Below are 25,257 nucleotides of genomic sequence, written 5' to 3' on the forward strand. Positions count from 1 at the left end.
TGCTGGCTGATTGGTGAACAGTGTGATGGGCAATAGTCCGGCGAGCGTCGGCCAGGCGAAGAACCCGGTGCGGGTGCGGCCGGTTCGGGCGAGGCAGCAGACGGTGACCACGCTGCCGCGGCTGTTGGCTGCGGCGGTCGAGGCCGATCCCGATGGGACGGCCGTATCACACGATGGGGTTGCACTCAGTTATCGCGAGTTGGACGAGGTGTCGTCGCGGTTGGCGCGTGTACTGATAGCGCGCAGTGTCGGTCCAGGGGATCTGGTCGTGGTGGCGATTGTGCCGTCGATCGAGTCGGTGTCGGCCATGTGGGCAGTGGCCAAAACGGGTGCGGGGTTCGTCACCGTTGACGCGACCGCTCCGGCGGAGCGCGTCGCTCACATGCTGGTCGATGCGACCCCAGCGATCGGTATCACGACAGGCACGGCCTTGCCCGGTCGCGAATCGGGCGCTGGCCAGCACTTGCCTGGTTCGATCGAGTGGCTGGTACTCGATGATCCGGAGTTCCGGCATGAGCTCGTCCGTTGGTCCGCCGAGTCGGTGTCATACGAGGATCGACTGCGCCCGATTCGGGCCGAGGACGTCGCATATGTGGCCTACACCTGGAGCACGACCGGCACAGTCGATGGCGTCATCCGGGTGACCCAGGCCGAGGTGGCGACGATCGGTGCGCGGCGGACCGTCTTCCATCTCCCGCCGTCGGAACCGATGAGCGATTTCCTGTCCGCGGTGTCCGCGCGCACCGCCTTCCTACGTGCGCCGCGTGACAAGGACGCTTCCCGCGGGCCGCAGCCCGGGGAAGAGATCACGCTGGTCGAGGTGTTCGAGGGTGTGGTGACGACCTATCCGGACGCGACCGCGGTCAAATTCGGCGCCGAGACGCTGACCTACCGCGAGTTGGCTGGTCGCGTCAACAAATTGGCCCGCAAGCTGGTGGCGCTGGGCGCGGGTCCGGAAACCCTGGTTGCGGTCGTGTTGCCTCGATCGCTGGACTTGGTGGTCGCATTGCTCGCAACCGTGCAGGCAGGCGGCGGCTATCTGCCGGTAGATCCGGCCTACCCGGTTGACCGGATCGCCTACCTGCTGTCGGACGCCGACCCGGTCTGCGTGGTGACAACGGCCGGGACGCCGCTGCCCGCCGAAGCTCCCGTGCTCGAGCTGGACCGGATCGATCTGTCCGATATCGACGATTCTCCGGTCACCGACCGGGACCGTCGGTCTCCGCTGCGGCCCGGAAACGTCGCGTATGTGATCTACACGTCCGGTTCGACCGGTCGGCCCAAGGGCATGCAGATCCCCCATCGCAATGTGGTGACGTTGTTCGCGAACACGCGGTCGCTGTTCGCTTTCGATCACCGTGACGTGTGGACGATGTTCCATTCGTATGCGTTCGACTTCTCGGTGTGGGAGATGTGGGGTCCGCTGCTGTACGGCGGCACACTCGTCGTCGTCGACTATCTGACGTCGCGGTCACCCGAGCAATTTCTGGAGCTGCTGCGCGGCGAGCAGGTGACCGTGCTCAATCAGACGCCCTCGGCGTTCTATCAGCTGGCGGAGGCGGACCGCGCAACGTCGGCGGCGGCTACCGAGCACGCTCCGCTGTCGTTGCGCTATATCGTGTTCGGCGGGGAGGCGCTGGAGTTCCGCAGACTCGGCGACTGGTTCGCCCGCGGTGCGTCTACCGCGAAATTGGTGAACATGTACGGCACCACCGAGACGACCGTGCATGCGACCCATTACTGGCTCTCGGCGGCGACCAGCAGCACGATCGGCGCTGCCATCCCCGGTTTGCGGATCTCCGTGTTGGATGAGCGATTACGTCCGGTTCCGGTAGGTGTCAAGGGCGAGATCTATATTGCCGGTGAGCAATTGGGGCGCGGCTACCTCGGCCGGGCGGGGCTGACGTCCGGGCGTTTCGTGGCCGACCCGTTCGCCGCCGACGGCACTCGCCTGTACCGATCCGGTGACCTGGCCAGGTGGAACTCCGAGGGCGATCTCGTGTACCTGGGCCGTGCGGACAGCCAGGTAAAGGTGCGTGGGTTCCGAATCGAACTCGGCGAGATCGAAGCCGCCGTGCTTGCCGTGGAATCGGTGCACCAGGCGGTTGTTATCGTCCGTGAGGACATGCCCGGCGACCAGCGGATCGTTGCGTATCTCGTAGGCCAACCGGATGTGGCGGTCGTCCGCGACGCGGTGGCGCGGGTGCTGCCCGCCCACATGGTGCCTACGGCATTCGTCGTGATCGATGCGATTCCACTAACCATGCACGGCAAATTGGATCGCCAGGCGTTACCCGCGCCGGCAGCCGCCACGGCGGTCTTCCGCACTCCGGCAGGCCCGGTCGAGGTCGCGGTCGCCGACATTTTCGCTGACATCCTCGGCGTAGACCGAGTCGGCCTGGACGATGATTTCTTCGCACTCGGCGGCAACTCGTTGCTGGCCACCCGGGCGGTGGCGCGGATCAAGGCGCGGATCGACGCCGAGTTCTCGGCTCGGGTGCTGTTCGAGGAATCGACCGTCGCAGGGTTGTCAGGTCGGATTTCGCCCTTGGCCGGCCAGGGCGGCAGGCCGCCGCTGGCCCCGAGACCGCGGCCCGCGCGGATTCCCTTGTCACTTGCCCAGCAACGCATGTGGGTCCTCAACCAGTTCGACACCGCATCGGCGGCATACAATATTCCCTTCGCCCTGCGGTTGACCGGCGTCATCGATCTGGACGCGCTGCAGACGGCGCTGCGCGACGTGGTCGAACGGCACGAGCCGCTGCGGACAATCTACCCCGACTCCGCGGATGGCCCGTTCCAGCAACTACTTTCACCGCAGGCGGCACCGACGCTGGAGCCGCGGCCGACGACGGACACCGACATCCAGGCACGGATCCGGACAGCAGTCTCGATCGGTTTCGATCTGACGTCGGATCTTCCGATGCACGCCAGTCTGTTCCGGCTCGCGCCGAACGAGCATGTCCTGGTTCTGGTGGCGCATCACATCGCCTGCGACGGTACGTCGCTGGCGCCGTTGGCCCGAGACTTCGCGGTCGCTTATCAGGCGCGTGTGGCCGGTGTCGCGCCGGGATGGCGCCCGTTACCGGTCCAGTACGCGGACTACGCGCTGTGGCAGCGCGAACTGCTCGGCAACGAGGCCGACGAACAGTCGTTGTCTGCGCGGCAGGCCGCATACTGGGTGCGCCAGCTCACCGGATCGCCAGAGTTGCTTACTCTTCCTTGGGATCGACCGCGACCGACGACACCATCGGGTCGCGGAGGCACAGTGGAGTTCTCGGTCGACGCGAACGTCACCGATGGGCTGCGGCGGTTGGCCAGAGAGCATAACGCGACACTGTTCATGGTGGTGCACACGGCATTGATCGTCGTGTTGGCTCGGCTGTCCGGCAATACCGACATCACAGTTGGCACACAGGTCGCCGGCCGCGGGGACGTCGCACTCGACGAGTTGGTCGGGATGTTCGGCAACAGCCTGGTACTGCGTACCGAGGTGCAGCCGGACGAATCCTTCTCCCGCCTGCTCGCCCGCGTCCGCGACACCGACCTGGCCGCTTACGATCACGCGGACCTGAGTATCGATCGGGTCGTCGAGCTGCTGCGGCCGGGCCACTCGTTGTCCTATGCGCCGTTGTTCCAGGTGCTGCTCATGCTGCAAAACTTTGCGCAGCCGCGGATCGAGCTGCCCGGGCTCGGTGTCACCGAGATGGCATTCGACACCGAGGTCGCCAAGGTAGATCTGGCAGTGACGCTCACCGAGAAGACCGACGAAGACGGCGAGTCCCTCCTGCTCGGCGAAATCGGATACGCGCAGGACTTGTTCGACCACGTCACTGCCGAATCGTTCGCACGCAGATATGTCGCGGTACTCCAATCGGTAAGTCACGACGAGTGCGCACCAGTCGGTGACATCTCGATCCTGTCCGAATCCGAGAGCGCACTACTCGGAGCGTCCGACAACACTGCCGCACCCGCGCCGTCCGGCACGCTGCTGGACCTGTTCGACGCGCAGGTCACCCGAACGCCTGATGCCACGGCGCTGGTCTTCGATGACAACCAGTGGACCTACCGGGAGTTCGATGCGCGGGTGAACCGGCTCGCGCGGTATCTCATCGCGGCAGGAGTCGGTCCGGAATCCCGGGTGGGCATCGCTGTTCGGCGTTCGATGCAGCAGTTGGTCGCGGTCTACGCGGTCCTTCGAGCCGGCGGTGCGTACGTGCCGATCGATCCGGATCATCCCGATGCGCGGATCGCCTATGTGTTGACGAGCAGCGCTCCCGTCCTCGTGCTCACCGTGAACGGTGTGGAGCTGGACGATGCACCCGAACGTCCGGTGGTGCTGTTGGACGCGCTCGACTTGACGGACATGAGTGCGGCGCCGATCTCCGACGGCGACCGGTCGGCGTCGTTGCGCCCGGACAATGCCGCATATGTCATCTACACCTCCGGATCCACCGGCCGCCCGAAAGGTGTTGTGGTCAGCCACCGATCGGTGGTCAACCAGATGGCGTGGATGCGGGCACACTACGAGCTGGGTCCCACCGACGCGTTCCTGCACAAGACACCGTTCACATTCGATGCCTCGGTGTGGGAGCTGTTCCTGCCATTGCAGATCGGCGCGCGGCTCGTCGTCGCGCGGCATGACGGCCATCTCGACCCCGGCTATCTGATCGCACAGGCCCGGACGCACCGAGTGAGCATCCTCGAGTTCGTGCCATCGATGCTGGCGCTGCTGTTGGCCGATCGCGCCGAACTGCCGTCGAGCCTGCGGTATCTGTCGATCGGGGGCGAGCAACTTTCGCCGACTGTGCTCGAGCGCCTCCGGCACGAGATCATCGTCGACAACACCTACGGCCCGACCGAAGCCACCGTGACATCCACGGTGTTCCGGTGCCGGCCCCGCCACCTCGGCGCGGTCCCGATCGGTAGGCCGGTTCCCAACACCGGTGCGTATGTGCTGGATTCACGACTACACCTCGTGCCACCCGGCGTTCCCGGGGAGCTCTACCTGTCCGGCGTACAGCTGGCACGGGCCTACCTCGGTGACAGCCCGGCCTCCGCGGGCCGATTCGTCGCCGACCCGTACGGCGCGACAGGGACCCGGATGTACCGAACCGGCGATCTCGTCCGGAGATTGCCGGATGGGAACCTGGAGTTCCTCGGCCGCACCGATTTTCAGGTCAAACTACGTGGTCTGCGCATCGAACTCGGCGAAATCGAAGCCACCCTCGCTGCGCATCCATCGGTAGACCACGCCGTCGTCGTCGTACAGCACGACCAGCATGTGGGTGACTTCCTGGCCGGCTATGTCGTTCCCACCGCGGGCGCCGCCATCGATCCGGCCGAGCTGGCCGATCACGCTGCGCGGTCGCTGCCCGCCTACATGGTTCCGCAGCACATCATTCCGATGCCCAGCCTTCCGCTCACCGCGAGCGGCAAACTCGATCGTCGGGCGCTGCCCGACGTCGACGTCCAGTTATCGGCACCGCTCTACCGGGCGGCGTCCACCGCAGCCGAGCAGGTGATCAGCGCGGCCTTCGCGGAACTGCTCGGCGCCGAACGTGTCGGTCTGGACGACAACTTCTTCGACCTGGGCGGCAATTCGCTCGTCGGCATGCGGGTGTTGGCGCGGATCAACGCGGCACTGGGAACCGGCCTCGGCGTGCGCGAGCTGTTCGAAGCACCGACTGTGGCCGGGTTGGCTCGGCGTTCGCTGGACACAGAAGCAGATGTGCGACCAGCGTTGGCCAGGCGGCCGCGGCCGCCTCGTATCCCGTTGTCGCATGCGCAGCAGCGATATTGGTTACTCAACCAGTTCGACACCGATTCCGCCGTGGACAACATCTCCTTCGCGGTGCGGTTGTCCGGGGATCTGGACGTGACCGTCTTGCGGTCTGCGCTCACCGATGTCGTGCAGCGACATGAGAGCTTGCGGACCATATACCCGGTCGACGGGGACGGACCACATCAGGTGGTGCTGGTGACGAGCCCGGCGGTTGCGGATCTCACTCTTGTGACCGCGGCCGACGACGAGATCGACGACCTGGTGCGTGCGGTCGCGCTGCGCGGATTCGATGTCGCCGTCGAGGTCCCGGTGGATGTGCGGTTGTTCCGTACTCCGCACGACTACGTCTTGGTGTTCGTCGTCCACCACATCTGCGCCGACGGTTCGTCTACGGTTCCGCTGATCCGGGACCTCGCCACCGCATTCACCGCGCGGAGCAACGGGACGGCGCCGCCGTGGCGCCCGCTTGCGGTGCAGTACGCCGACTACGCGCTGTGGCAGCGTGAGCTGCTGGGCTCCGACGACGACCAGGATTCGTTGGTGTCGCGACAGATCGGCTACTGGACGACCGAGTTGGCGGGACTGCCCGACCAGTTGGTGCTGCCAAGCGACCGGCCACGCCCGCCCGCACAATCATTCCGCGGCGCAACGGTCCGGCTCACCCTCGCTCCCACAGTGCACGGCGCCTTGCTCGAGCTCGCCCTGGACAATGGCGCGACACTGTTCATGGTGATGCGCGCCGCCTTGGCGGTGCTGCTGTCGCGGCTGTCCGGAACCTCCGACATCGCCATCGGCACGCCCGTGGCAGGTCGTGGCGAAGCCGCCCTCGACGACCTGATCGGAATGTTCGTCAACACCTTGGTCCTGCGCACCCGCGTCGACCTCGATGCGAGCTTCACCGAGTTGTTGACCCGAACCCGCGAGACCGATTTGCGTGCGCTCGCACATTCCGACGTTCCATTCGAACGGCTGGTGGAAGCGCTCAACCCGGTTCGATCGGTTGCCCACAATCCCTTGTTCCAGGTGGGTTTCGCTTTCCAGAATTTCTCTACCGCCGACCTCGAGCTGCCTGGTCTCGGACTGCGCGCGGTGGAGATCGACACGCGGCTGGCGAAGACCGACTTGCATATCCAGGTACTGGACCAACATGACGCGAATGGCGCCCCTGGACCGATCCGGATCGAATTCGGTTACGCGACAGACCTATTCGATGAGGGGACAGTACAGCAGTTCATCGAGCGCTACGCCCGCATCCTGCAGTCGGTGCTCGACGATCCCACGATCCCGGTCGGCGATATCTCGATCGTCGACAACGCCGAGCAGATTCGGCTGCTGTCCCTGTCCACGGGGACGGATCATCGGACACCTGACGAAACCCTTGTCGGGCTGTTCGATACGCAGGTGGCGGCAGTCCCGGATGCGCTCGCGATCGTCTGCGGCGAAGTGCGGTTGTCTTATGCTCAGCTCGATGCTCGGGTGAATCGCCTTGCCCGTCATCTGATCTCGTTGGGCGTCGGCCCCGAATCCGTGGTCGCGCTGGCCATCCCCCGCTCCGTCGACCTGGTTGTGGCGATGTATGCCGTAGCCAAGGCGGGCGGCGCGTATCTGCCGCTCGACCCAGACCAACCACCGGAACGACTCCAGCGGGTCCTCGACGCCGCCCGACCGGTCGCCACGCTGACCGCGACAGCCATGGCTGCCGTCGACCTGTCGGCGCACTCGGCGGCGCGCGTCACCGACGACGACCGGCTCGCACCGCTTCGGCCGGGCAATACCGCCTACGTGCTGTTCACGTCCGGCTCGACGGGGCGGCCGAAGGCCGTCGCGATCGCACACGGTGCGATTGTCAACCAACTGTTGTGGAAGACCGCCGAATTCGGCCTTGCCCCCGATGACCGGGTGTTGGTGAAGACGACAGCGACGTTCGACCTGTCGGTGTGGGAGTACTGGTGTGGGCCGGTATCGGGCGGTGCCCTTGTGCTCGCCTCGGCCGACGGCCACCGCGAGCCGGCATACCTCAACGACCTGATCCGCACCGAGGGCGTCACCACCCTGCACGTGGTGCCTGCGATGCTGGACGCTCTGCTGGACGCATGCGGCGGCACATTACCCGGCCCGCTGCGGCGGGTACTCGCGATCGGAGAGGCGCTGCCGCGGGCGACCGCGACCCGGTTCCGCCAGAACAACTCCGCCGACTTGTTCAATCTCTACGGTCCGACCGAGGCCGCGGTGTCAGCCACCGCATACTCGGTAAGCGATAATCGGCCGGGATCGGTGCCGATCGGTGCGCCAGTATGGAACACCCAGGCGCTGGTGCTGGATTCGAGATTGCATCCGGTGCCGTACGGCGTGCCGGGCGAGTTGTATCTGGCGGGCGCCCAACTGGCGCGCGGCTACCACCATCGCCCGGAGCTGACCGCCGATCGGTTCGTCGCCAACCTGATGGGCCCCGCCGGAGGCCGGATGTACCGCACCGGCGACCTGGTCACGCGGCGTGCAAATGGCGAGCTGGAATACTTGGGCCGCAACGACTTCCAGATCAAGGTGCGCGGCTTCCGCATCGAACCGGGTGAGGTCGAGGCAGCGCTCGCCACGCACCCATCGGTGACGCGGGCGGTGGTGGTCGCGCACAACGATCCGCTGATCGGAGATCGGCTCGTCGGCTATGTCGTCCCCACCGGCCGTGAGCTGGACATCGAGGTGCTGCGCTCGGCGGTCGCGGCGGTGCTGCCGTCGTACATGGTGCCTTCGGCATTCGTGGTTCTCGAGGAAATCCCGGTGAACACGAATGGGAAGGTAGACCGGAAAGCACTGCCGGATCCAGTATTCGAGGCCCCTGCGTTTCGGGCACCGTCCTCTCCCATCGAGGAGATAGTGGCGCACTCCTTTGCCGAGGCGCTCGGCGTGCACCGGGTCGGGCTGGACGACGACTTCTTCGCGATCGGCGGCAATTCGCTGGTCGCGACCCAGGTTGCCGCGCGGCTCGGCGTCGCCCTGGACACCAGGGTCCCGGTAAGGACACTCTTCGAGGCGCCGACCGTCGCGGAGCTGGCCGCGCGCGTCGCCCGGATCGCAGGTGCCGGTGGCCGGCCAGCCCTGACGGCGCGACCTCGCCCGGAGCGGATTCCGCTGTCCCTCGCACAGCAACGGATGTGGTTTCTCAATCGCTTCGATCCGCGCTCCGCGGCCTACCACATTCCGATCGCGGTCCGGTTGTCCGGACAACTCGATGTATCGGCGCTGCAATCGGCCGTCGCCGATGTCATCGCACGGCACGAGGTATTGCGCACCGTCTATCCGGCAACGGAGGACGGCCCGGTGCAGGAGATCTTGCCGACCGAATACGCCATGCCCGACACCGCCGTGACGACGGTGCCGGCGGACGAGCTCGCTGACCGCCTGTACGCGCTGGCGACCACGCCCTTCGATGTGACGTCGGCGGTACCGGTGCGGGTCGGCTTGTTCGAACTCGGCCCGCGCGACCATGTGCTGGCGCTGGTGGTGCATCACATCGCTGCCGACGGGTCCTCGGTGCGCCCGCTGACCCGAGACGTGATGCGCGCGTACGCCGCACGAGCGGCCACGGGCGCAGCGCCCGATTGGTCTGCGCTGCCGGTGCAGTACGCCGATTACGCACTCTGGCAGCGCGCCGCGGTCGGCTCGGAGAACGACGCGCATTCGCCGGCAAGCCAGCAGATATCGTACTGGCGTGCGGCACTCGCCGACCTGCCCGGCCAGCTGGACCTCCCATCGGACCGGCCACGGCCCGCGGTGCCGTCGCTGGCCGCGGACACCGTCCACTGGCAGATCGACGCCGACACCCACCAGGCGCTGATCAGCCTGGCCCGGGAACACAGTGCCACCCTGTTCATGGTGCTGCACGCGGCGTTTGCCGTGCTACTGGCACGGATGTCACGCACCGGCGATATCGCCATCGGGGTGCCGGTCGCCGGTCGTGCGGACCGGACGTTGGACGATCTGATCGGGATGTTCGTCAACACCCTGGTGTTGCGCTCCCGAATCGACGAGAGCGAGCCGTTCACCGCTCTGCTGGTGCGGCAGCGGGAAACCGACCTGCGGGCATACGCCAACGCGGACATACCGTTCGAGCGGCTGGTCGAGATTCTCGATCCGCCCCGGTCCACGGCGCGGCATCCACTGTTCCAGGTGGGACTGGCATTTCAGAACATGGCGCGCACCGAGCTCGAACTGCCCGGCTTGACAGTCGCGGGTCTGGCGGTCGACATCGCGACCTCTCAATTCGACCTGGATCTGACAGTCTCGGATGGTTACGCCGACGACGGCACCCCCATAGGGATCGGGGGTGCGCTCACCTACGCGACAGATCTGTTCGACGCGTCGACCGCACAGGAGTTCGCGAATCGGCTGGTGCGGATCTTGTCCGCTGTCGTGGCGAATCCGGTCGTGGCGGTCGGCGACATCGAGTTGCTCGACGAGATCGAACGCAGCCGGGTGCTCGTCGAATGGAACGACACCGGCCACCCCATTGTCGCCAGGGCGAGCGTGATGTCGGCGTTCGAGGAACAGGTGGTGCTCGATCCGGATTCCCCCGCCGTGGTATTCGGCCGGGAATGCCTGACCTATGCGCAGCTCGACGCCCGGGCAAATCGCTTGGCGCGGTGGCTGATCGGACAGGGGGTGGGCCCGGACGCACTGGTCGTCTCGGCCATGCGCCGATCCCTCGATCAAGTCATCACCATGTACGCGATCGCCAAAGCGGGCGGGACATATGTGCCGCTGGACCCGGATCAACCCGATGAACGTCTCCGTCATGTGCTCGACTCGGCGGCACCACACTGTGTGCTGACCTCGACGGCCGACGAGTTCACGCTGGCTCCTGCCACCACAGTCGACACCCTGGATCTGTCGACGCTGTCGGCCGCGCCGATCTCCGACGACGAGCGGGTGCGGCCCCTGCGACCCGAACACACCGCCTATGTGATCTACACGTCGGGGTCGACCGGTCTGCCTAAGGGGGTCGCGGTCAGCCACGCCGCCCTCGGTAACCAGCTCGCGTGGATGCGGGCCGAGTACCGTGTGGACGCCGCCGACGTGTACCTGCAGAAGACCGCTGCGACGTTCGACGTGTCGCTGTGGGGATATTTCCTGCCCTTGCAGACCGGTGCGCGGCTGATCTTGGCCGCGCCGGACGGTCACCGTGATCCGCGGTACCTGTCCCGGCTGATCCGCGAGCACCAGGTCAGCATCACCGACTTCGTCCCTTCGTTGCTCGCGGTGTTCGCCGCGCACGCACCGGCGCGCGAATTGGAGTCATTGCGTGCGGTTTTGGTTATCGGTGAGGCGTTGCCGCCGGAGACAGTCCGTGCGTTCCAGGCGGTCGCCGCCGCCGAGGTGCACAATCTCTACGGCCCGACCGAAGCGGCGGTGAGCATCACCCACCGGCAGGTCAGCGCGACCGACAGTGCAGTGTTGATCGGCACACCCGAATGGAATTCGCAGGTCTTCGTGCTCGACAGCCGGTTGCGGCCGGTTCCCGCCGGCGTCACCGGCGAGCTGTATCTGGCAGGCGCCCAACTCGCTGATGGCTATCACCGGCGGCCGGATCTCACCGCGGACCGGTTCGTCGCCAACCCGCTGGGCACCCCCGGTACCAGGATGTACCGCACCGGCGATCTGGTGCGGTGGACCCGCGCCGGGGCACTCGACTACCTGGGGCGGGTTGATTTCCAGGTAAAGGTGCGCGGCCAACGCATCGAGCTCGGCGAGATCGAGACCGCACTGCTGGCCGACCCCGCCGTCGCTCAGGCGGTGGCGACAGTGACCGCCGGGGATCAGCTGGTCGGCTATGTGGTGCCCGCGGGCGGCGCCCATGTCGACGCGGCCGGACTGCGTGAGTCGTTGACGCGGGTGCTGCCGTCGTACATGGTTCCGTCGACGGTGCAGGTACTCGACACGTTCCCGGTCAACAGCAGCGGGAAACTGGATCGTTCGGCGTTGCCTGAGCCGGTGTTCCGACCCCGCGACTTCGTCGCGCCCGCAACGCCTATCGAACAGCTGATCGCGAACGCGTTCACGGAAGTCCTCGGGGTCCCCCGGGTCGGGGTCGAGGACAATTTCTTCGAGCTCGGCGGCACGTCACTACTCGCCTTCACCCTGCAGCAGGCACTGGCCGCGCGGCTCGACCGCGAGCTGCCGATGTCGGCGCTGTTCGGCGCCCCCACCGTGCGCGGCCTCGCAGGGCGCGTCGCGGGCCAGGACGTTCCGGTCCACAGCCCCGCTCTGATCGCCGCTGACGCCGTACTCGGGCCGGAGATCGGCATCGCGGAACTCGCGCCCGTGCACGCCGGGCCCGCGCGTGATGTGCTGCTGACCGGAGCGACCGGATTTGTCGGCGCCTACCTGCTGCGAGAACTGGTCGACCGTACCGACGCCCAAGTGTGGTGCCTGGTCCGCGCGGACAGCGTCCGGCAGGGCCGCGACCGCATCCGCAGCGCACTACAGGCCTACCGGCTGTGGGACGACACACTCGAGGCCCGAGTAGTGCCGGTGCCCGGTGATCTCGCCGAGCCGTCGTTCGGCCTGGCCGACGCCGACTTCGCACGGCTTGCCGCCCGCATTGACGCGATCTACCACAACGGCGCTCGGGTCAACCATGTCGAACCGTATTCACTGCTTCGGGCCCCCAACGTCGAGGGCACTCGCGAAGTGCTGCGTTTGGCGACTACCCAACGGATCAAGCTCGTCCACTTCGTCTCCACCGCCGACACCGCGGTGCCCGCGACGGTTGTTTCGGGAAGCATCATCCGCGAGGTAACCCGCATCGACGCCGACGAGCTGCCCGCACACGGATACGTCGCCAGCAAATGGGCTGCCGAACAACTGATCCTCCAGGCAGCTGAGCGCGGCGTGCCCGCCCGCGTCTACCGGCCTGGCTTGGTTTCCGGCGACCTCCAGCTCGGTGTGAACAATGTCGACGACGCGTTCTGGAACATGATCCGGGCCGCCGCGATCCTCGGCATTGCCCCCGATGTCGGGGACGCGACGATCGCGCTGGTTCCGGTGTCCTACGTGGCCGCCGCCATCGTGGCGATCTCGGCCGAGCCCGAGACCGACATCGTGTATCACTTGGTGAACGAAAAGCCGGTCGCGCTCCACGATATTTTCGAATGCCTGCGCAGGCGCGGATTGCCCGTCGTGTCCGAAACGCTCGACACGGTCCAGCTCCGGCTCGCCGACGAAGCCCGGACACGCAACGCGGCCGGCGACGATTCCTTGGTTCGCGCGGTCCTGCTCAGCGGCAATTACGCCGGAGGGACCAGCGACATCGTGCTGGACGACATCAACACCCGAAAGGCGCTCGCCGAGAACGGCATCCGCTGCCCAGCAATAGACGAGACCGTGCTGGACACCTACATCGGTTCCTTCATCGCATCCGGATTTCTGCCTGAGCCGAACAGCGCTCCGCGCGGCGAGCCCGGTACCCAGACCAGCACTCGACAGGTCGGCTGAGCAACCGTTCTTCGCACGGCAGACGGCGCGGTGTCGCCTGCACCGCGCACAGCCCGACAGCGGCGTTCCTACTCAGCGCATGTCCGGCAAGGATCGGGTCGGGTCCTGTCCCGTTGGCGGCGATCGATGGTGCCAGTAAAACGAGGCCGATCCAGGTCGTGTCGCGACATGGCCACACCAGTCGGCTACTGACACGTGCCATCAAGGCCCAGCATTGCGTTGTCCTGGCGAAGGTCGTTGTGTAGCAGCGTTTCACCGGCGGCGGGTCGGGGCCAGGTCGACTCCAGCGCGGTCGGCCGGTCCAGATTGCACAGCGATCAGGCATCGAGATCGGCCGGCGGGGTGCGCTCGGCGCACAGTATCGATGGTGTCGAAGTATGCACTGCGGCAATCAATTTGCTTGGCAAAGCAACGAGATGGCGTAGCGAATTCCCTGCTCCTGCGGTCCTACGAACCGCTCTCCATCGCTGGCAAGACACCGCCGATTGGACTGGTTACGATGCAGCCGAAATTCGCAGAGACACTCCGCGAATCCCGCTGTCAGTGCTTGGAGGTGACATGAGGTCGCCAGGAGAATTCATTCGGCCGCTGGTGGGCCGTGTCGATGAAATGCGCAAGCTCAACGATGCGCTCGACGTCGCACAACAGGGAGGAGCCGCCGCGGTCGCGGTGACCGGGGAACCGGGAATCGGCAAGACCCGATTAGTGCAGGAGGTATCTCGGGAAGCGATCACGCGAGGCGTCCATGTGCTCGACGGCCGCGGCACGGAACTCGAACGTGAGATTCCGTATGCCATCCTGATCGACGCCCTGGATGAACCGCTCGGATTGTTGTCCCGGATGGAGATGACCGCGCTCGGTGACGAGACCTTGTCGGAGCTGGGCGGGGTACTGCCCTCGTTGTATCAGCGTGCGAGATCACTGGCGCCGCCTGTTCGGATAGAGCGGCACCGCTTTCACCGCAGCGTGCGGCTCGCGCTGCAGAAATTGGCGGCCCGGCGGCCGTTGTTACTGGTGCTCGATGACGTGCACTGGGCCGACCATGCTTCGTTCGAAGTGATCGCGCACCTGCTGCGAAACCCCGTGCAGCGGTGCGTTTTTCTTTTGGCGCATCGCTCCGGACAGCTTCCGTCGATGCATGCCACCGCTCTGTTCCGGGCCGCCTACGAGAACGCCGTGATGTCACTGGAACTCGGGCCGTTGTCGCTGCGCGAGACCGCCGAGCTACTCACCGGGCAGGGTGAAAGCGAGGTGGCCGACCTGCATCGCGAGTGCGGGGGCAATCCTTTCTATCTGCAAGAACTTTCACGTGCCCGGATACGTGCCGATCACACGCCCGGCTCGCAGGAGTCCGGTTTCAATACGGCGAGCAGGGTTCCCGCGATCATCCAGGCCGCCCTGGAACAGGAGATCCGGGCACTGTCACCGAGCGCGCGTACGCTGTTGCAGGCTGCGGCCGTCGTTGGTGAACCCTTCGACCTCGACTTGGCCGCCGACATCGCCGACCTGAACGAGGCGGATGTGGGCCGTGTGACGGACGAGCTGATGGAGACCGGGCTCGTCCACGATTCCGGAATACCTGGGCGACTGGCCTTCCGACATCCCTTGATCCGCCGTGCCGTCTACGAGCGAAGTGGATACGGATGGCGAAGACAGGCGCACCAGCGGGCCGCCGAAGCGCTCGCCAACCGCGGCTCAACCCTGACGCTGCGCGCGCATCACCTCGAGCACAGCAGCATCGTGGGGGGCGAAGCGGCTGTCGCGGTGCTGACCGACGCAGGGGCCGCCGCCGCGCCCCGCGCCCCGGTTGCCGCCGCCAGATGGTTCCGGGCCGCCTTGCGTTTGCTGCCGAACGGTGCTTCCGCCGACCGGCGGTTGGCGCTGATGATGGCGCTGGCCGAAGCGCTGAGTGCCTCCGGCCGTCTCCGGGAGAGCAGGGAGGCACTGGGGGACGCACTGGAACTGGTCTCGCCCGCCGCATCCGAGGACCGTGCCCGGATGATGTCCATGCTCGCCGTGACCGAACAGGGCCTCGGCAACGCCGCCGAGGGCCGGCGTCTACTGACGAGCGCGCTGGCGCTTACGCCTCCCGACAGCGTGGGGGCAGCCGCGCTCAAACTGGAACTCATCGAGAACCATCTGATGATGCTCGACTGGGCCGGAGCGCTGGCGGTGGCATCGGAGATCCGGGAGTCTGCCCGAACGCTCGATGATCCGCGGTTGTACTTCCTGTCGACCGCGGCCGCGGCCTATCTGGGCATCAACCAGTCCGGCGACCTACTGCTGCGCGGGCAACTTGATCTCGATGAGGCCGTGAAAACGCTCGATTCGCTTGCCGACAGCGATATCGCGCCCACGTTGCTCAATGGGCTGACCCATGTCGTGCTGGCCGAAACCTGTCTCGAGCGTTGGAAGGAGACGGTCGAACATGCGGACCGGGGAATCCGGCTGTGCCACGTAACGGGGCACAACTGGCATCTGGTCGAGCTTGCGCATCTGAAAGCCCTCGCCTTTCTGCTGCAGGGACAGCTGGAGCGAGCACTTGCGGCGGCCGACGACGCCGTGGAAACGGCTCTGCTGCTCGACAATTCACCGATGGTCGCGATGACCGGGGCGTCTCGTGCCTGGGTCCTGTCGCTGTTGGGGCGCACCGGTGAGGCGCTCATCGCCGGTGCCGACAGCGTCCGAACGGGTGCGCAGGTGCCCACCGGGATGAACTCGTGGCACGCGCCACTCGTATACGGCGGTCTGCTTATCGAGGCAGGTCAGTATCGGCGTGGCCGCCAGCAGATCGTCCAGCTCGGTGGGTACGCCGGCGACTACCTCGACATGATCAACGTGACGTCCATGCCGCACTTCCTTCGGCCTCTCGTCGACGCGGAACTGGCGCTCGGACGAATCGACGCCGCGGAGAAGGTGACTCAGCAGATCGAGGCCATCGCCGACGCCGCGCCGATCCTGCACATGCGTATCGGCGATGCCCGCTACGCGCGCGCTCGTGTCCTTCTCGCGCGGAATGACGCCCATGCCGCTCTCGCGAGTGCGGAGCAGTCCGTCGCCGAATACCGAATCAGCGGAACCGTGGTGGAGGCCGCTCGGGCACGACTGCTGCTCGGCCACGCTCTCGTCGACCGCGGTGATGAGACCGCAGCCAGAAGCGAATTCGACAGCGCGCTCACGACATTCGAAACCTGCGGCGCCGAGCGGCTCGCCGAACGCGCGCGTCTGGCACTACACCGGGTGGGGGAGCGCCAGACCTCGGGCCGGCGTAGTCGGTCCCGGGCGACCGCCGTCGGGTTCAGCACGCTTACGGAACGCCAGACCGAGATCATCAGCCGTGTCGTGCTCGGTATGACCAATCGCCAGATCTCCAAAGAGCTCTACCTCAGTGAGAAGACGATAGAGGCACACCTGAACCGCTTGTTCACCAAATTGGGGGTCTCCTCCAGAGCCGAACTCGCAGCACTCGCCGCCGAGCAGGCGCAGCGGCGCACGTGATGCCGCCCGTGGCGGCGGCTCGGCTGGTTGCGCGGATCCCATGCAGGGGTGATGGATCCATGCGTTCATCGGTCCCCGCCGTGCAGGTTGGAACGATGAACGCTCAGATACTCATCACGGTCGTGGTAAGCGTGGGCAAGGGCGTCGCCGTATGCCACCAATTCGATGTGCGTCGCACGGCGAGGCTCGTATCGCCGCTGAAGCAGTAGATCCAGGTCGCGGCCGTCGCGTGCCTCGGACAGAATCTCCGCCAGGAGAGTCGCATCCTCCATGGTGTAGCTCATTCCCTGGCCGGTCATCGGATGGGGGGAGAAAACCGCGCTGCCCAGGAGAACTACATTGCCACGGTGGTAGGGCTTGCTGCTGTACGCCGACACGGGTGCCGGCACGAACCGGCGGGTCTCCAGGAGGGCAAGCGCGTCGCCGCTTTTGGTGACGAAGGCGCCGAGTTGTGCTTTCAGGTCGATGCTGCCGCTCTCGAATACCGGTGTCTCCAGTTCCCGGGGAACGCCGACGAACACTCTGGCCGACACGGCGGTCACGGGGTAGAAGTAGGCGAACCAGCCGGACGAACTGAAGTAGAGCCGGTTCCGCGTGAGCACACTGGCCGTGACCGGAATCGTCGTCATCCGCAGGACATGGCCGTGGCTGCTGGTATCCCGTTCGGATCCGACGAACTCACGCAGCGGCGAGGCGGATCCGCTGGAGTCGATGAGGGCACGGGCCCGGAACGGGGTGCCGTCATCGAGCGTCCCTTCGCCGAGGAAGGAATCTGTGGTGTGTACATCGAGCAGGCGTCGGCCGAACCGAATGTCGATATTCGGCAGTTCAGCACATGCCGACAGGATCGTTCCTATGGTGTCGGTGTAGGGGGCGATCAGGAAGTGTCCGAGCGACGTCTGCTCGGCGAAATCGTAGGAGAACAGCAGCGCGCCATCGTGATGGAAGTCGATGATCTGCCGTTCCAGGGCGCCCAGGCACATCAGCCGGTCGAGCAGGCCGTGTTCGGCGAGCATGCGGATGCTGCGAGGCTTGAGGATCTCCGCGCCGCGGGTGGCCTGGTGTAGCCGTGGCTCCACCACCAGCACGCGGTGGCCGTCCCGGCCCAGTAGCAGTGCCAGCAGTGCACCGCCGACACCGGCGCCCAGGATTACGTAGTCGAGGTCCAAGGCCGCCCTCGCCTGTCGGTCGGTCATCGGTCCGATGCCAGGAATCGGCCTGGCGCGATGATCCCGTTCGGATCGCAGAAGCGCTTCAGTCCGCTCAGCGGCCCGTCCTGGAAGGCGGCCGACCGATCGGCCAATTCGAACGGCACATGATCGATATCGGAACGGTACGGCGGGAAGCCCGCGCGCAGGAACGATTTTCGGGCTGAGTGCCGCAGCGCGTGCGCCCGCTCGACCGCTTCGGCAGCGCGCAGGAACGGGATCTGCGTGACCATATTGGTGGAATGCTGCGAGATCACGTTGAACTCGAGCATGCCGGCGGTGTCGTACTTCTCCGATTCCGAGTGGAACAGCTCGACCGCTTTGCGCATGGCGGCCTGCTCGAGAGGTACCACGGGCAGGAACATGAGCCACCCGACGGAGGCCGCGTCGACTTGCGAGCAGGTGCTGACGCCCAGTCGACGCCGCAGGTTTGCACAGGACGGGATCCCGCGTGCGAACAGTGTCCGCGGGTACAGCGGGTCGTCGGCGGGCGTGGCGAAGGTGTCCAGCGATCGGCACGAAACCAGCCCGGGGACACGGGAAAACGTTCGGCGGATGTCGCTTTCGGCGAGCCGGACGGCCGCGCCGGAGCCGAGCAGTGGAACCTCGACCGTGACGAAGCCGGGGTCGGCGCCTTCGGGCAGCGCGGCGTTGCCCGCCTCAGGCACCACGAAAAGCTCCTTCAGCCGCAACATGCCGTCGGTGGCGACCCGCGCCCGGCCCACCCGGATCACAGCGTCGATGGCCTCGTTGAGAGCAGTTCTGGCGAAGGTGGCATGGATGAGTGTGATCGCCTCGCGCCGCGGAATGAGGCTGATCGCCATCGCGGTGACCACACCGAGGTTGCTCTGCAGGAAGGCTCGGGTCAGATCCGGCCCGGCGACGGTACCGGGGCGCCGACCGGTGCGGTCCAGGCCGCCGGTCGTCATGACCTCACCGGTGCCGAGCACGACCTCGAGTCCCAGCAGATCGTCGACGCGGGACCGGATCGTGCCGTCGCCACGCTCGAGCGTGTTCCCGACGATGCTGGCGTCCGCACAACCCGCGGTCACGTTCAACATCCATGGCGTGTCCTCGAGTAGATCCGCGAGTTGCCGCTGGGTGACGCCCGGTTCCACCACGGCGTAGCCCAGGTCGAGGTCGAGTGTCCGGATGGTGGTCATCGTGCTCAGGTCGAGGATGGTGCATCCGTCGACCACCGGAGAACGTGAGCCCATACCCCAGTTCCTGCCCGTGCTCAGCGGGTAGACCGGTATTCCCGTGCGTCTTGCCGCCATGACGTGCTGCCGCACCTCATCAGTTCCGACCGGACCGTATGTGTCGCGGACCGCTCGGATCTGGTGCGCACCCAGGTCGGTTGGCGGGAGCTCCTGGGGGCCCCGCGATCGCTCCGCACCGGAGGCGATTTCGGTCGCCGGCGCGTGCGGCATTTCAAGCGGTACGGAATTCCAGAAGTGATCCACCCCGCCTGCCTCGATGTCATGAATATTCATTACTGCTGCCTGTCTGGAACCACGGGATTGATTGGGTCCCAAGTGTGGCGCGGGCGTCCGAGTATGGGCAGTAGGGAATTCCCTACTGCTTTCATTCGAATTCTCGGGATGATGTCTGCCCGCATCGGTGCAATTACGAACATCTGTACATTCGATCGGCGCGGTATGGGGATCTCCCTACTTGGCCGGACAGGAGCGGCGATCGAACCATTGAGTCGGTTCGAAAAGTCCAACGGAGAGCAAGATCATCATGGCGATTGCATCGTGGATATCAGCAAAATCCGAACAGTCCCTCCGGCCACCCGGCCCACGCGGGAAGATGAGGTCGACCTTGGCATTTCAACGGTCACCATTGGCCTTTCTGTCCGGGCTGGTCGAGGAGTACGGGGACATCGTTTCCGTCGATCTGGTCGGGATGCCGTTCGTGTTGATCAACCACCCCGACGACGTCGATCACATACTCAAGCGGCATCAGCGCATCTACGATCGGGGCGGCCCGTCCTACACCATGGCGCGTGCTCTGTTCGGCAATGGTCTTTTCATGGCGGCCAGACCGGGCTGGCTGCGTCAGCGACGACTTCTCCAACCAGCCTTCCACCGCCAGCGCATCGCCACCTTCGGCGAGCTCATGACCGACACGATCGAATCCTTCCTGGACAGCTGGCAGCAGGTGTCGGCCCGCGGCGGGAACCTCGATGTGCGCGCCGAGATGAGCCGTCTCACGCTGCGGGTCGTCGTGCGCGCTCTCTTCGCTATGGACCCCGCGGATGCAATGACCCGTCGCTTCACCGACGCGGTCGCCACCTCGACCCGAGAAATGTCGGCCTACATACGGTTTCCGCTGGTGCCGCTCTCGGTGCCAACTCCTGGGCATCGCCGCTTCCACCGCGCCCTGCGGGTGCTGGACGAGGTCACCTACGAGATCATCCACCGGCACCGGGAGGACGAAGGCGACCGGGGCAGCCTGTTGGCCATGATGGTGCGTGCCCGGGACGCGGACACCGGAGTCGGCATGACCGACGCAGAGCTTCGGGATGAGGTGTTCGCGATGCTGTTCGCCGGCCACGAGACCACTGCCAGCACGCTCGCCTGGGTGTGGTATTCGATCGGCCGACACCCCGCGGTCGAGCAACGGCTGCGCGCGGAGATCGATCAGGTCCTGGGAGGTCGCAGGCCCACGATGGACGACCTGCCCCGGCTGGTCTATACCCGCCACGTCATCGAAGAGACATTGCGCCTCTATCCACCGGCCTGGCAGATATTCCGGCAGGCGGGGGAGGACGACGAGATCAGCGGCTATCCCATTCCTGCCGGGACGAACGTCCTGTGGTGTTCGTACCTCATGCACCGGCACCGGCAGTATTGGGACGATCCCGAGCGGTTCGACCCGGACCGTTTCAACAAGCGCGACAGTGCGACCGGTGATCCGGCGGGCTACTACCCGTTCGGCGCCGGGCCCAGGCTCTGCATCGGCAATACCTTCGCCATGGCCGAGATGCAGTTCGCGATCGCGATGATTCTGCAGCGCCACCAGCTCGTTCCGATATCAGGGACGAGCATCGAACCCAGGGCCTTGCTCACCCTCGGCGCCGCAAGCCCACTCATCGTCCACCTCGAACGTTCGATGGGGAGTTGACGGCGGGGACACCTCCGGATCCCGCGCTCACCGACCGCATCGCCCCGGGGCTGATCTGTGCGGATTCGTCCTCGCTTGGAAGCGTGCCCGGACGAGTACACCGTTATTCGTCTGGGCTGCTCCATCTCTATCCATCGGGCCGATGCTGTTGGTGGTCACGGGCATGTGAGGAGCTCATCGTGAACGCGCACGCACCGTACTCGGTGCGAGGCTGCGGTTGAGGCGGGCGTCCAATGACCAGGGGCCCGCGCCAACGATGAGCAGGAATACGCTGCCGCACAGCTGTGCGAGGTCTGTGCGGGATTCGTGGATGAGGTCCCACCATCCGGACTTGCCGGCGAACAGTGCCGCGTCGCCCCACAGAATGGGCAGTTTCGTGATCAGCAGTGCGCCGAGCATGTTCACGATCATCGGTAGCGCTGCTATCCGCGCGAGCAGCCCGGCGAGGATCAATGCGCCGCATGCGATTTCGAAGACCCCGTCTATGGGGGCGAAGAATTCCGACGCGGGGATACCGGCTTTGTTGAACCGCCCAGTTCCCAGCGTATCGGGGTCGAGGAACTTCTGGATGCCCTCGAAGAAGAACACCGCTCCCACGTAGAGACGGATCCAGATCACCGAACCCGGCGCCGTCGTCGCGGTCAGCCGAGCCAGCCAAGTGTTGTGGTCGGGCATACGACCCCCCTTCCGCTCGGGATACGCTAGTGCCGGTTCTTCGGTGTCGTGGTGGCAGAGGAAGCGAAGCGGTGGCGCGCGGCGTAGACAGCGGCGCCCACGGCCACCACCGCGGCCCCGGCCAGCACCGACCTCCCCGGCAGGGTGAACGCCAGAACTAGGCATCCCGCTAGCCCAAGCACCGGGATCAGCCGGGCGGGCCGCCCCTCGGCCGGAGTCAACGTCCACGCGGTCGCGTTGGCGACGGCGTAGTACAGCAGCACACCGAAGGACGAAAACCCGATCGCGGCACGGACGTCGGTGGTTGCGGCGGCGACGGCCACGATCACACCGACCGCGACCTCGGCGCGGTACGGCACCGCGAAACGTGGATGCACTGCCGCCAACGTGTGGGGCAGATGGTGGTCACGGGCCATGGCCAAGGCCGTGCGCGACACCCCGAGGATCAGCGCCAGCAGCGACCCCAGCGCCGCGACCACGGCTCCGGCCCGCACCACCGGCTCGAGCCAGCCCGCACCTGCCTCCTGTACGAGGCGTGACAGCGGCGCGGTCGCCTCGGATAACCCCGTTGGTCCCAGCACTGTGAGCGCCGCTGCGGCGACGACCGCGTACACGAGTAGAGCGATGCCGAGCGCCAGCGGGATCGCGCGCGGGATCGTGTGCGCGGGATCACGGACCTCCTCGCCTAGGGTTGCGATCCGCGCGTATCCGGCGAAGGCGAAGAACAGCAGACCCGCCGCCTGCAGCACCCCGCCGAAGGTGGCGTCGGAACCGAACGCCAGCCGTGCGGAATCGGCGGCGGGGGAGGTCAGTGCCGCCGCCACCACCACGCCGAGCACGGCCAGCACCATTGCCACGATCAGCCGCGTCAGCACCGCGGATTTCTGCACGCCGCGAAAGTTGACCGCCGTCAACGCGGCGACCGCCGCTACGGCGACGGCGTGCGCCCGCTCGGGCCAGGCGTACGTGCCGACGGTCAACGCCATGGCCGCGCAGGATGCGGTCTTGCCGACCACGAAACTCCACCCCGCCAGGTACCCCCAGAATTCGCCGAGCCGTTCGCGGCCGTACACATACGTGCCGCCCGAGGCTGGGTAGCGTGCGGCCAACCGCGCTGACGAGGTCGCATTGCAGTACGCCACCACCGCCGCTACCGTAAGTCCGAACAGCAGTCCCGACCCCGCCGCGCGCGCCGCCGGAGCCAAGGCAGCGAAGATCCCCGCTCCGATCATGGAGCCGAGCCCGATCACGACGGCATCGGTCACCCCCAGACTCCGCCGCAGCTCGTCTGACACATTCGTCGGCGTTTTCCTGGACACCCTCCTCCTATCGACACCCGAGTCCGGTCAGTCCGATCAAATCCATTCGATGTATCCGATGCCATCCTCTGGCCGTGGAGCCACCGCGGCAAGCCGTCCCGGCGTTCGTGCAACTGGCAGCCCATCCGTTGTGATGGCAGCTGGCGGCGGAACCGTCCGATAGCGATTACCGGGTGCGTAAGTTGGTGACGCTGGTGGGCGAGCCGCGGAACCTGGTCTCTTGTCATCTGCGGTTGCTGCGCGATAGTGGGCTGGTCACCACGCCGCGCAGCGGTTTCGACGGCCGGGACAGTTCCTACCACCTGGAACTGGCCCGCTGCGCCGAGGTACTGGTTGGCGCTGCACCGGGTGCTTCGGCTGAGCCCTGCATATGAGCGCCACCCGGCCTTTGCCGACGCCCTCCACAATTCAGGAGGTTGAGACCGCGTCATGTCCTGGGTCGGAGAGACGGCTCGCCTGTGGATCATCCAACAAGTGCCGCCTCAGGAAGGACAGCTCGGCCTTGATGGTTTGTTCGTGTTCGTCAAGGAAGGGTGCGTAGTGTCCGCCGGGTACGCGGACCACCTCCCCGTGGGGCACTTGGTTCGCTGCGCGGATGCCGGGCTCGGCGAGAACGGATTGATCGTCGGTGGCTACGAGGACGAGCAGTGGGCACCGCACTCGGGATGCGTCATGGCCGGGTCGGTAGAACCCTGGGCGCAGTGTGGAGCGGGCGGCGATGGTCTGTTGCCAGTCCGGGTACATGTTGTCCGGGTTGAGTGCCCGATCACTGTCTTCGACCGCATCGGGCGTGGAAAGGGCTGCGATGGTGCCGGATGGGCCGACGAGGGGCACCAGAATCGGTTCACGGCCCACGATGCCGCCGAGTGCATCGAGTATTCCTCGGCTGATCAGGCGCAGCATGGCTACCAACGTTGCGTGCCGAATCGCGTTGGGAGCAACGGCCGGCCCGTCGGCGAACGGCGTCTGGGCGATCGCCGCGGCCAGGTTCGAACTGCGCGCGGCGACCTCGAAGACTTCACCTCCTGCCAGGGAGAAACCCCAAATCGCAAGCCTGCTCGGGTCGACTTCGGGAAGGCTTGCGGCGAACCCGATCGCGGCTTCCCAGTCGGCGACCTGTTCACCGATGCGCACGACCTGGCGTGGCTGACCGCCGCTTTCCCCGAGATGGCGAAAGTCGAAGGCGAGGACTGTGAATCCGTCATCGTTGAACCGCTTCGCGAACAGGTCAGTGCCGGGTTCCTTGGTGATTCCCGTCCCCGCGGCCATGATCACGCAGACACCGTTGCTCCCCGGATAGTGCCAGGCGACGCACTCGGTGTCGCCGCTTATGAAACGAACCTTGTTCCTGTTCATCGACACCCGCACGTCAACCTCCGATGGATCAGACACCGATATCTAAAGTGAACCACGTGGCTCACTTTACGTCAATCGACGATGTCCCCGCGTGGAGTCGGGTTGACCGGCCGGTGTGGGAGTTATTCGTGGGCGGCTTCTTCCCTGTCGAGTGCGCGAGTCAGCGCTTCGAAGCCGGCGTCGACCCCCGATCTGTCTCCGCTGGTCCGCCAGTCCACCAAGAAGCCCCGCAGGGCGGCCAGGATCATTTCGGCGACCTCGACCTTCCGTCGGTCCGGCCAGTCCTCGGGGCAGATCGACAGCAGCGTCGGGAGGTACTCTTGCTGCGCCTCGCGTCCGAAGGACGAATATCGCTGGGGGTCGTACATGGCTAATCCGATGGCCTGATCCAGTAACCCCAGCCCCGACTCCTGGCCTATGAGGACGGGCCAGATGGCTCGCACCCGAGCCGACAGTTTCTGACGCTCGAGCCCTCGGCCCGCAGCGACCGCAGCGGCTTCGACGCGTCTGCCGCGCTGCCGAAGTACCGCCTGCAGCAGCAGGTCGTCGGCTCCGTCGAAGTAATAAAGGAGCACTTTGTGTGTGGTCCCAGCCGCCCGCGCGGCACGCCGAAGCGAGAAGTCCGCTAAACCATTGGTGACCAGATCGTCGGTGACTCGATCGAGCAGCTCGCGACGCCGGGCCTCACCTCGCTTCGACCCTGTCGATCGCCGGTAGCCTGCTCGCCCTCGCGAGCCGATATCACCAGACGCCACGGAATCGACAGCCTCTTCGGTCTCGGACGGTGTCGCACGGG

10 protein-coding genes are annotated in these 25,257 nt (G+C 66.1%); 4 read left to right on the forward strand and 6 right to left on the reverse strand.

Annotation, left to right across the window (positions count from 1 at the left end):
- Positions 1-13: 13 nt before the first annotated feature.
- Both AB4Z47_RS17415 and AB4Z47_RS17420 read left to right on the forward strand, forming a co-directional pair.
- A complete protein-coding gene (locus AB4Z47_RS17415; RefSeq protein ID WP_441952054.1) occupies positions 14-13,276 on the forward strand; it encodes an amino acid adenylation domain-containing protein in 13,263 nt (4,420 codons plus the stop codon).
- Positions 13,277-13,834: 558 nt separating this feature from the next.
- A complete protein-coding gene (locus tag AB4Z47_RS17420) occupies positions 13,835-16,774 on the forward strand; it encodes a helix-turn-helix transcriptional regulator (RefSeq protein WP_441951968.1) in 2,940 nt (979 codons plus the stop codon).
- Between the two features lie 65 nt (positions 16,775-16,839).
- Here AB4Z47_RS17420 and AB4Z47_RS17425 read toward each other — a convergent pair whose 3' ends face one another.
- On the reverse strand, positions 16,840-17,970 hold the full coding sequence (locus AB4Z47_RS17425; protein WP_441951970.1) for an FAD-dependent monooxygenase: 1,131 nt from the start codon (positions 17,968-17,970) through the stop codon (positions 16,840-16,842).
- The gene (locus AB4Z47_RS17430) at positions 17,967-19,475 is read right to left on the reverse strand and encodes an FAD-binding oxidoreductase (RefSeq protein WP_441951972.1); all 1,509 of its coding nucleotides are present in this window, start codon (positions 19,473-19,475) and stop codon (positions 17,967-17,969) included. The genes AB4Z47_RS17425 and AB4Z47_RS17430 overlap by 4 nt, the downstream gene beginning before the upstream one ends.
- 331 nt (positions 19,476-19,806) lie before the next feature.
- Here AB4Z47_RS17430 and AB4Z47_RS17435 point away from each other — a divergent pair, with 331 nt between their 5' ends.
- A complete protein-coding gene (locus AB4Z47_RS17435) occupies positions 19,807-21,111 on the forward strand; it encodes a cytochrome P450 (protein WP_441951974.1) in 1,305 nt (434 codons plus the stop codon).
- 174 nt (positions 21,112-21,285) lie between these two features.
- Here the strand turns inward: AB4Z47_RS17435 and AB4Z47_RS17440 are convergent, their stop codons facing one another.
- Together AB4Z47_RS17440 and AB4Z47_RS17445 are read right to left on the reverse strand one after the other, a co-directional pair.
- On the reverse strand, positions 21,286-21,786 hold the full coding sequence (locus tag AB4Z47_RS17440) for a DoxX family protein (RefSeq protein WP_441951975.1): 501 nt from the start codon (positions 21,784-21,786) through the stop codon (positions 21,286-21,288).
- Between the two features lie 26 nt (positions 21,787-21,812).
- Positions 21,813-23,105 (reverse strand): APC family permease, encoded by a 1,293-nt coding sequence (locus AB4Z47_RS17445; protein ID WP_441951977.1) that lies wholly within the window; start codon positions 23,103-23,105, stop codon positions 21,813-21,815.
- Positions 23,106-23,278: 173 nt separating this feature from the next.
- Here AB4Z47_RS17445 and AB4Z47_RS17450 point away from each other — a divergent pair, with 173 nt between their 5' ends.
- The gene (locus AB4Z47_RS17450) at positions 23,279-23,479 is read left to right on the forward strand and encodes a hypothetical protein (RefSeq protein WP_441951979.1); all 201 of its coding nucleotides are present in this window, start codon (positions 23,279-23,281) and stop codon (positions 23,477-23,479) included.
- 34 nt (positions 23,480-23,513) lie between these two features.
- Here AB4Z47_RS17450 and AB4Z47_RS17455 read toward each other — a convergent pair whose 3' ends face one another.
- Both AB4Z47_RS17455 and AB4Z47_RS17460 read right to left on the reverse strand, forming a co-directional pair.
- The gene (locus tag AB4Z47_RS17455; RefSeq protein ID WP_441951981.1) at positions 23,514-24,461 is read right to left on the reverse strand and encodes an alpha/beta hydrolase; all 948 of its coding nucleotides are present in this window, start codon (positions 24,459-24,461) and stop codon (positions 23,514-23,516) included.
- A gap of 122 nt (positions 24,462-24,583) precedes the next feature.
- Positions 24,584-25,036, reverse strand: a complete 453-nt coding sequence (locus tag AB4Z47_RS17460) for a hypothetical protein (protein ID WP_441951983.1) — start codon at positions 25,034-25,036, stop codon at positions 24,584-24,586.
- Between the last annotated feature and the right edge of the window lie 221 nt (positions 25,037-25,257).

The sequence above is a fragment of the Nocardia sp. 2TAF39 genome, assembly GCF_052114905.1.
GTDB lineage: Bacteria > Actinomycetota > Actinomycetes > Mycobacteriales > Mycobacteriaceae > Nocardia.

Bases quoted from the DNA above. Each gene is read 5' to 3' on its own strand.
- AB4Z47_RS17420 (WP_441951968.1), top strand. From the start codon at position 13,835: ATGAGGTCGCCAGGAGAATTCATTCGGCCGCTGGTGGGCCGTGTCGAT.
- AB4Z47_RS17425 (WP_441951970.1), bottom strand. From the start codon at position 17,970: ATGACCGACCGACAGGCGAGGGCGGCCTTGGACCTCGACTACGTAATC.
- AB4Z47_RS17430 (WP_441951972.1), bottom strand. From the start codon at position 19,475: ATGAATATTCATGACATCGAGGCAGGCGGGGTGGATCACTTCTGGAAT.
- AB4Z47_RS17440 (WP_441951975.1), bottom strand. From the start codon at position 21,786: ATGCCCGACCACAACACTTGGCTGGCTCGGCTGACCGCGACGACGGCG.
- AB4Z47_RS17455 (WP_441951981.1), bottom strand. From the start codon at position 24,461: ATGAACAGGAACAAGGTTCGTTTCATAAGCGGCGACACCGAGTGCGTC.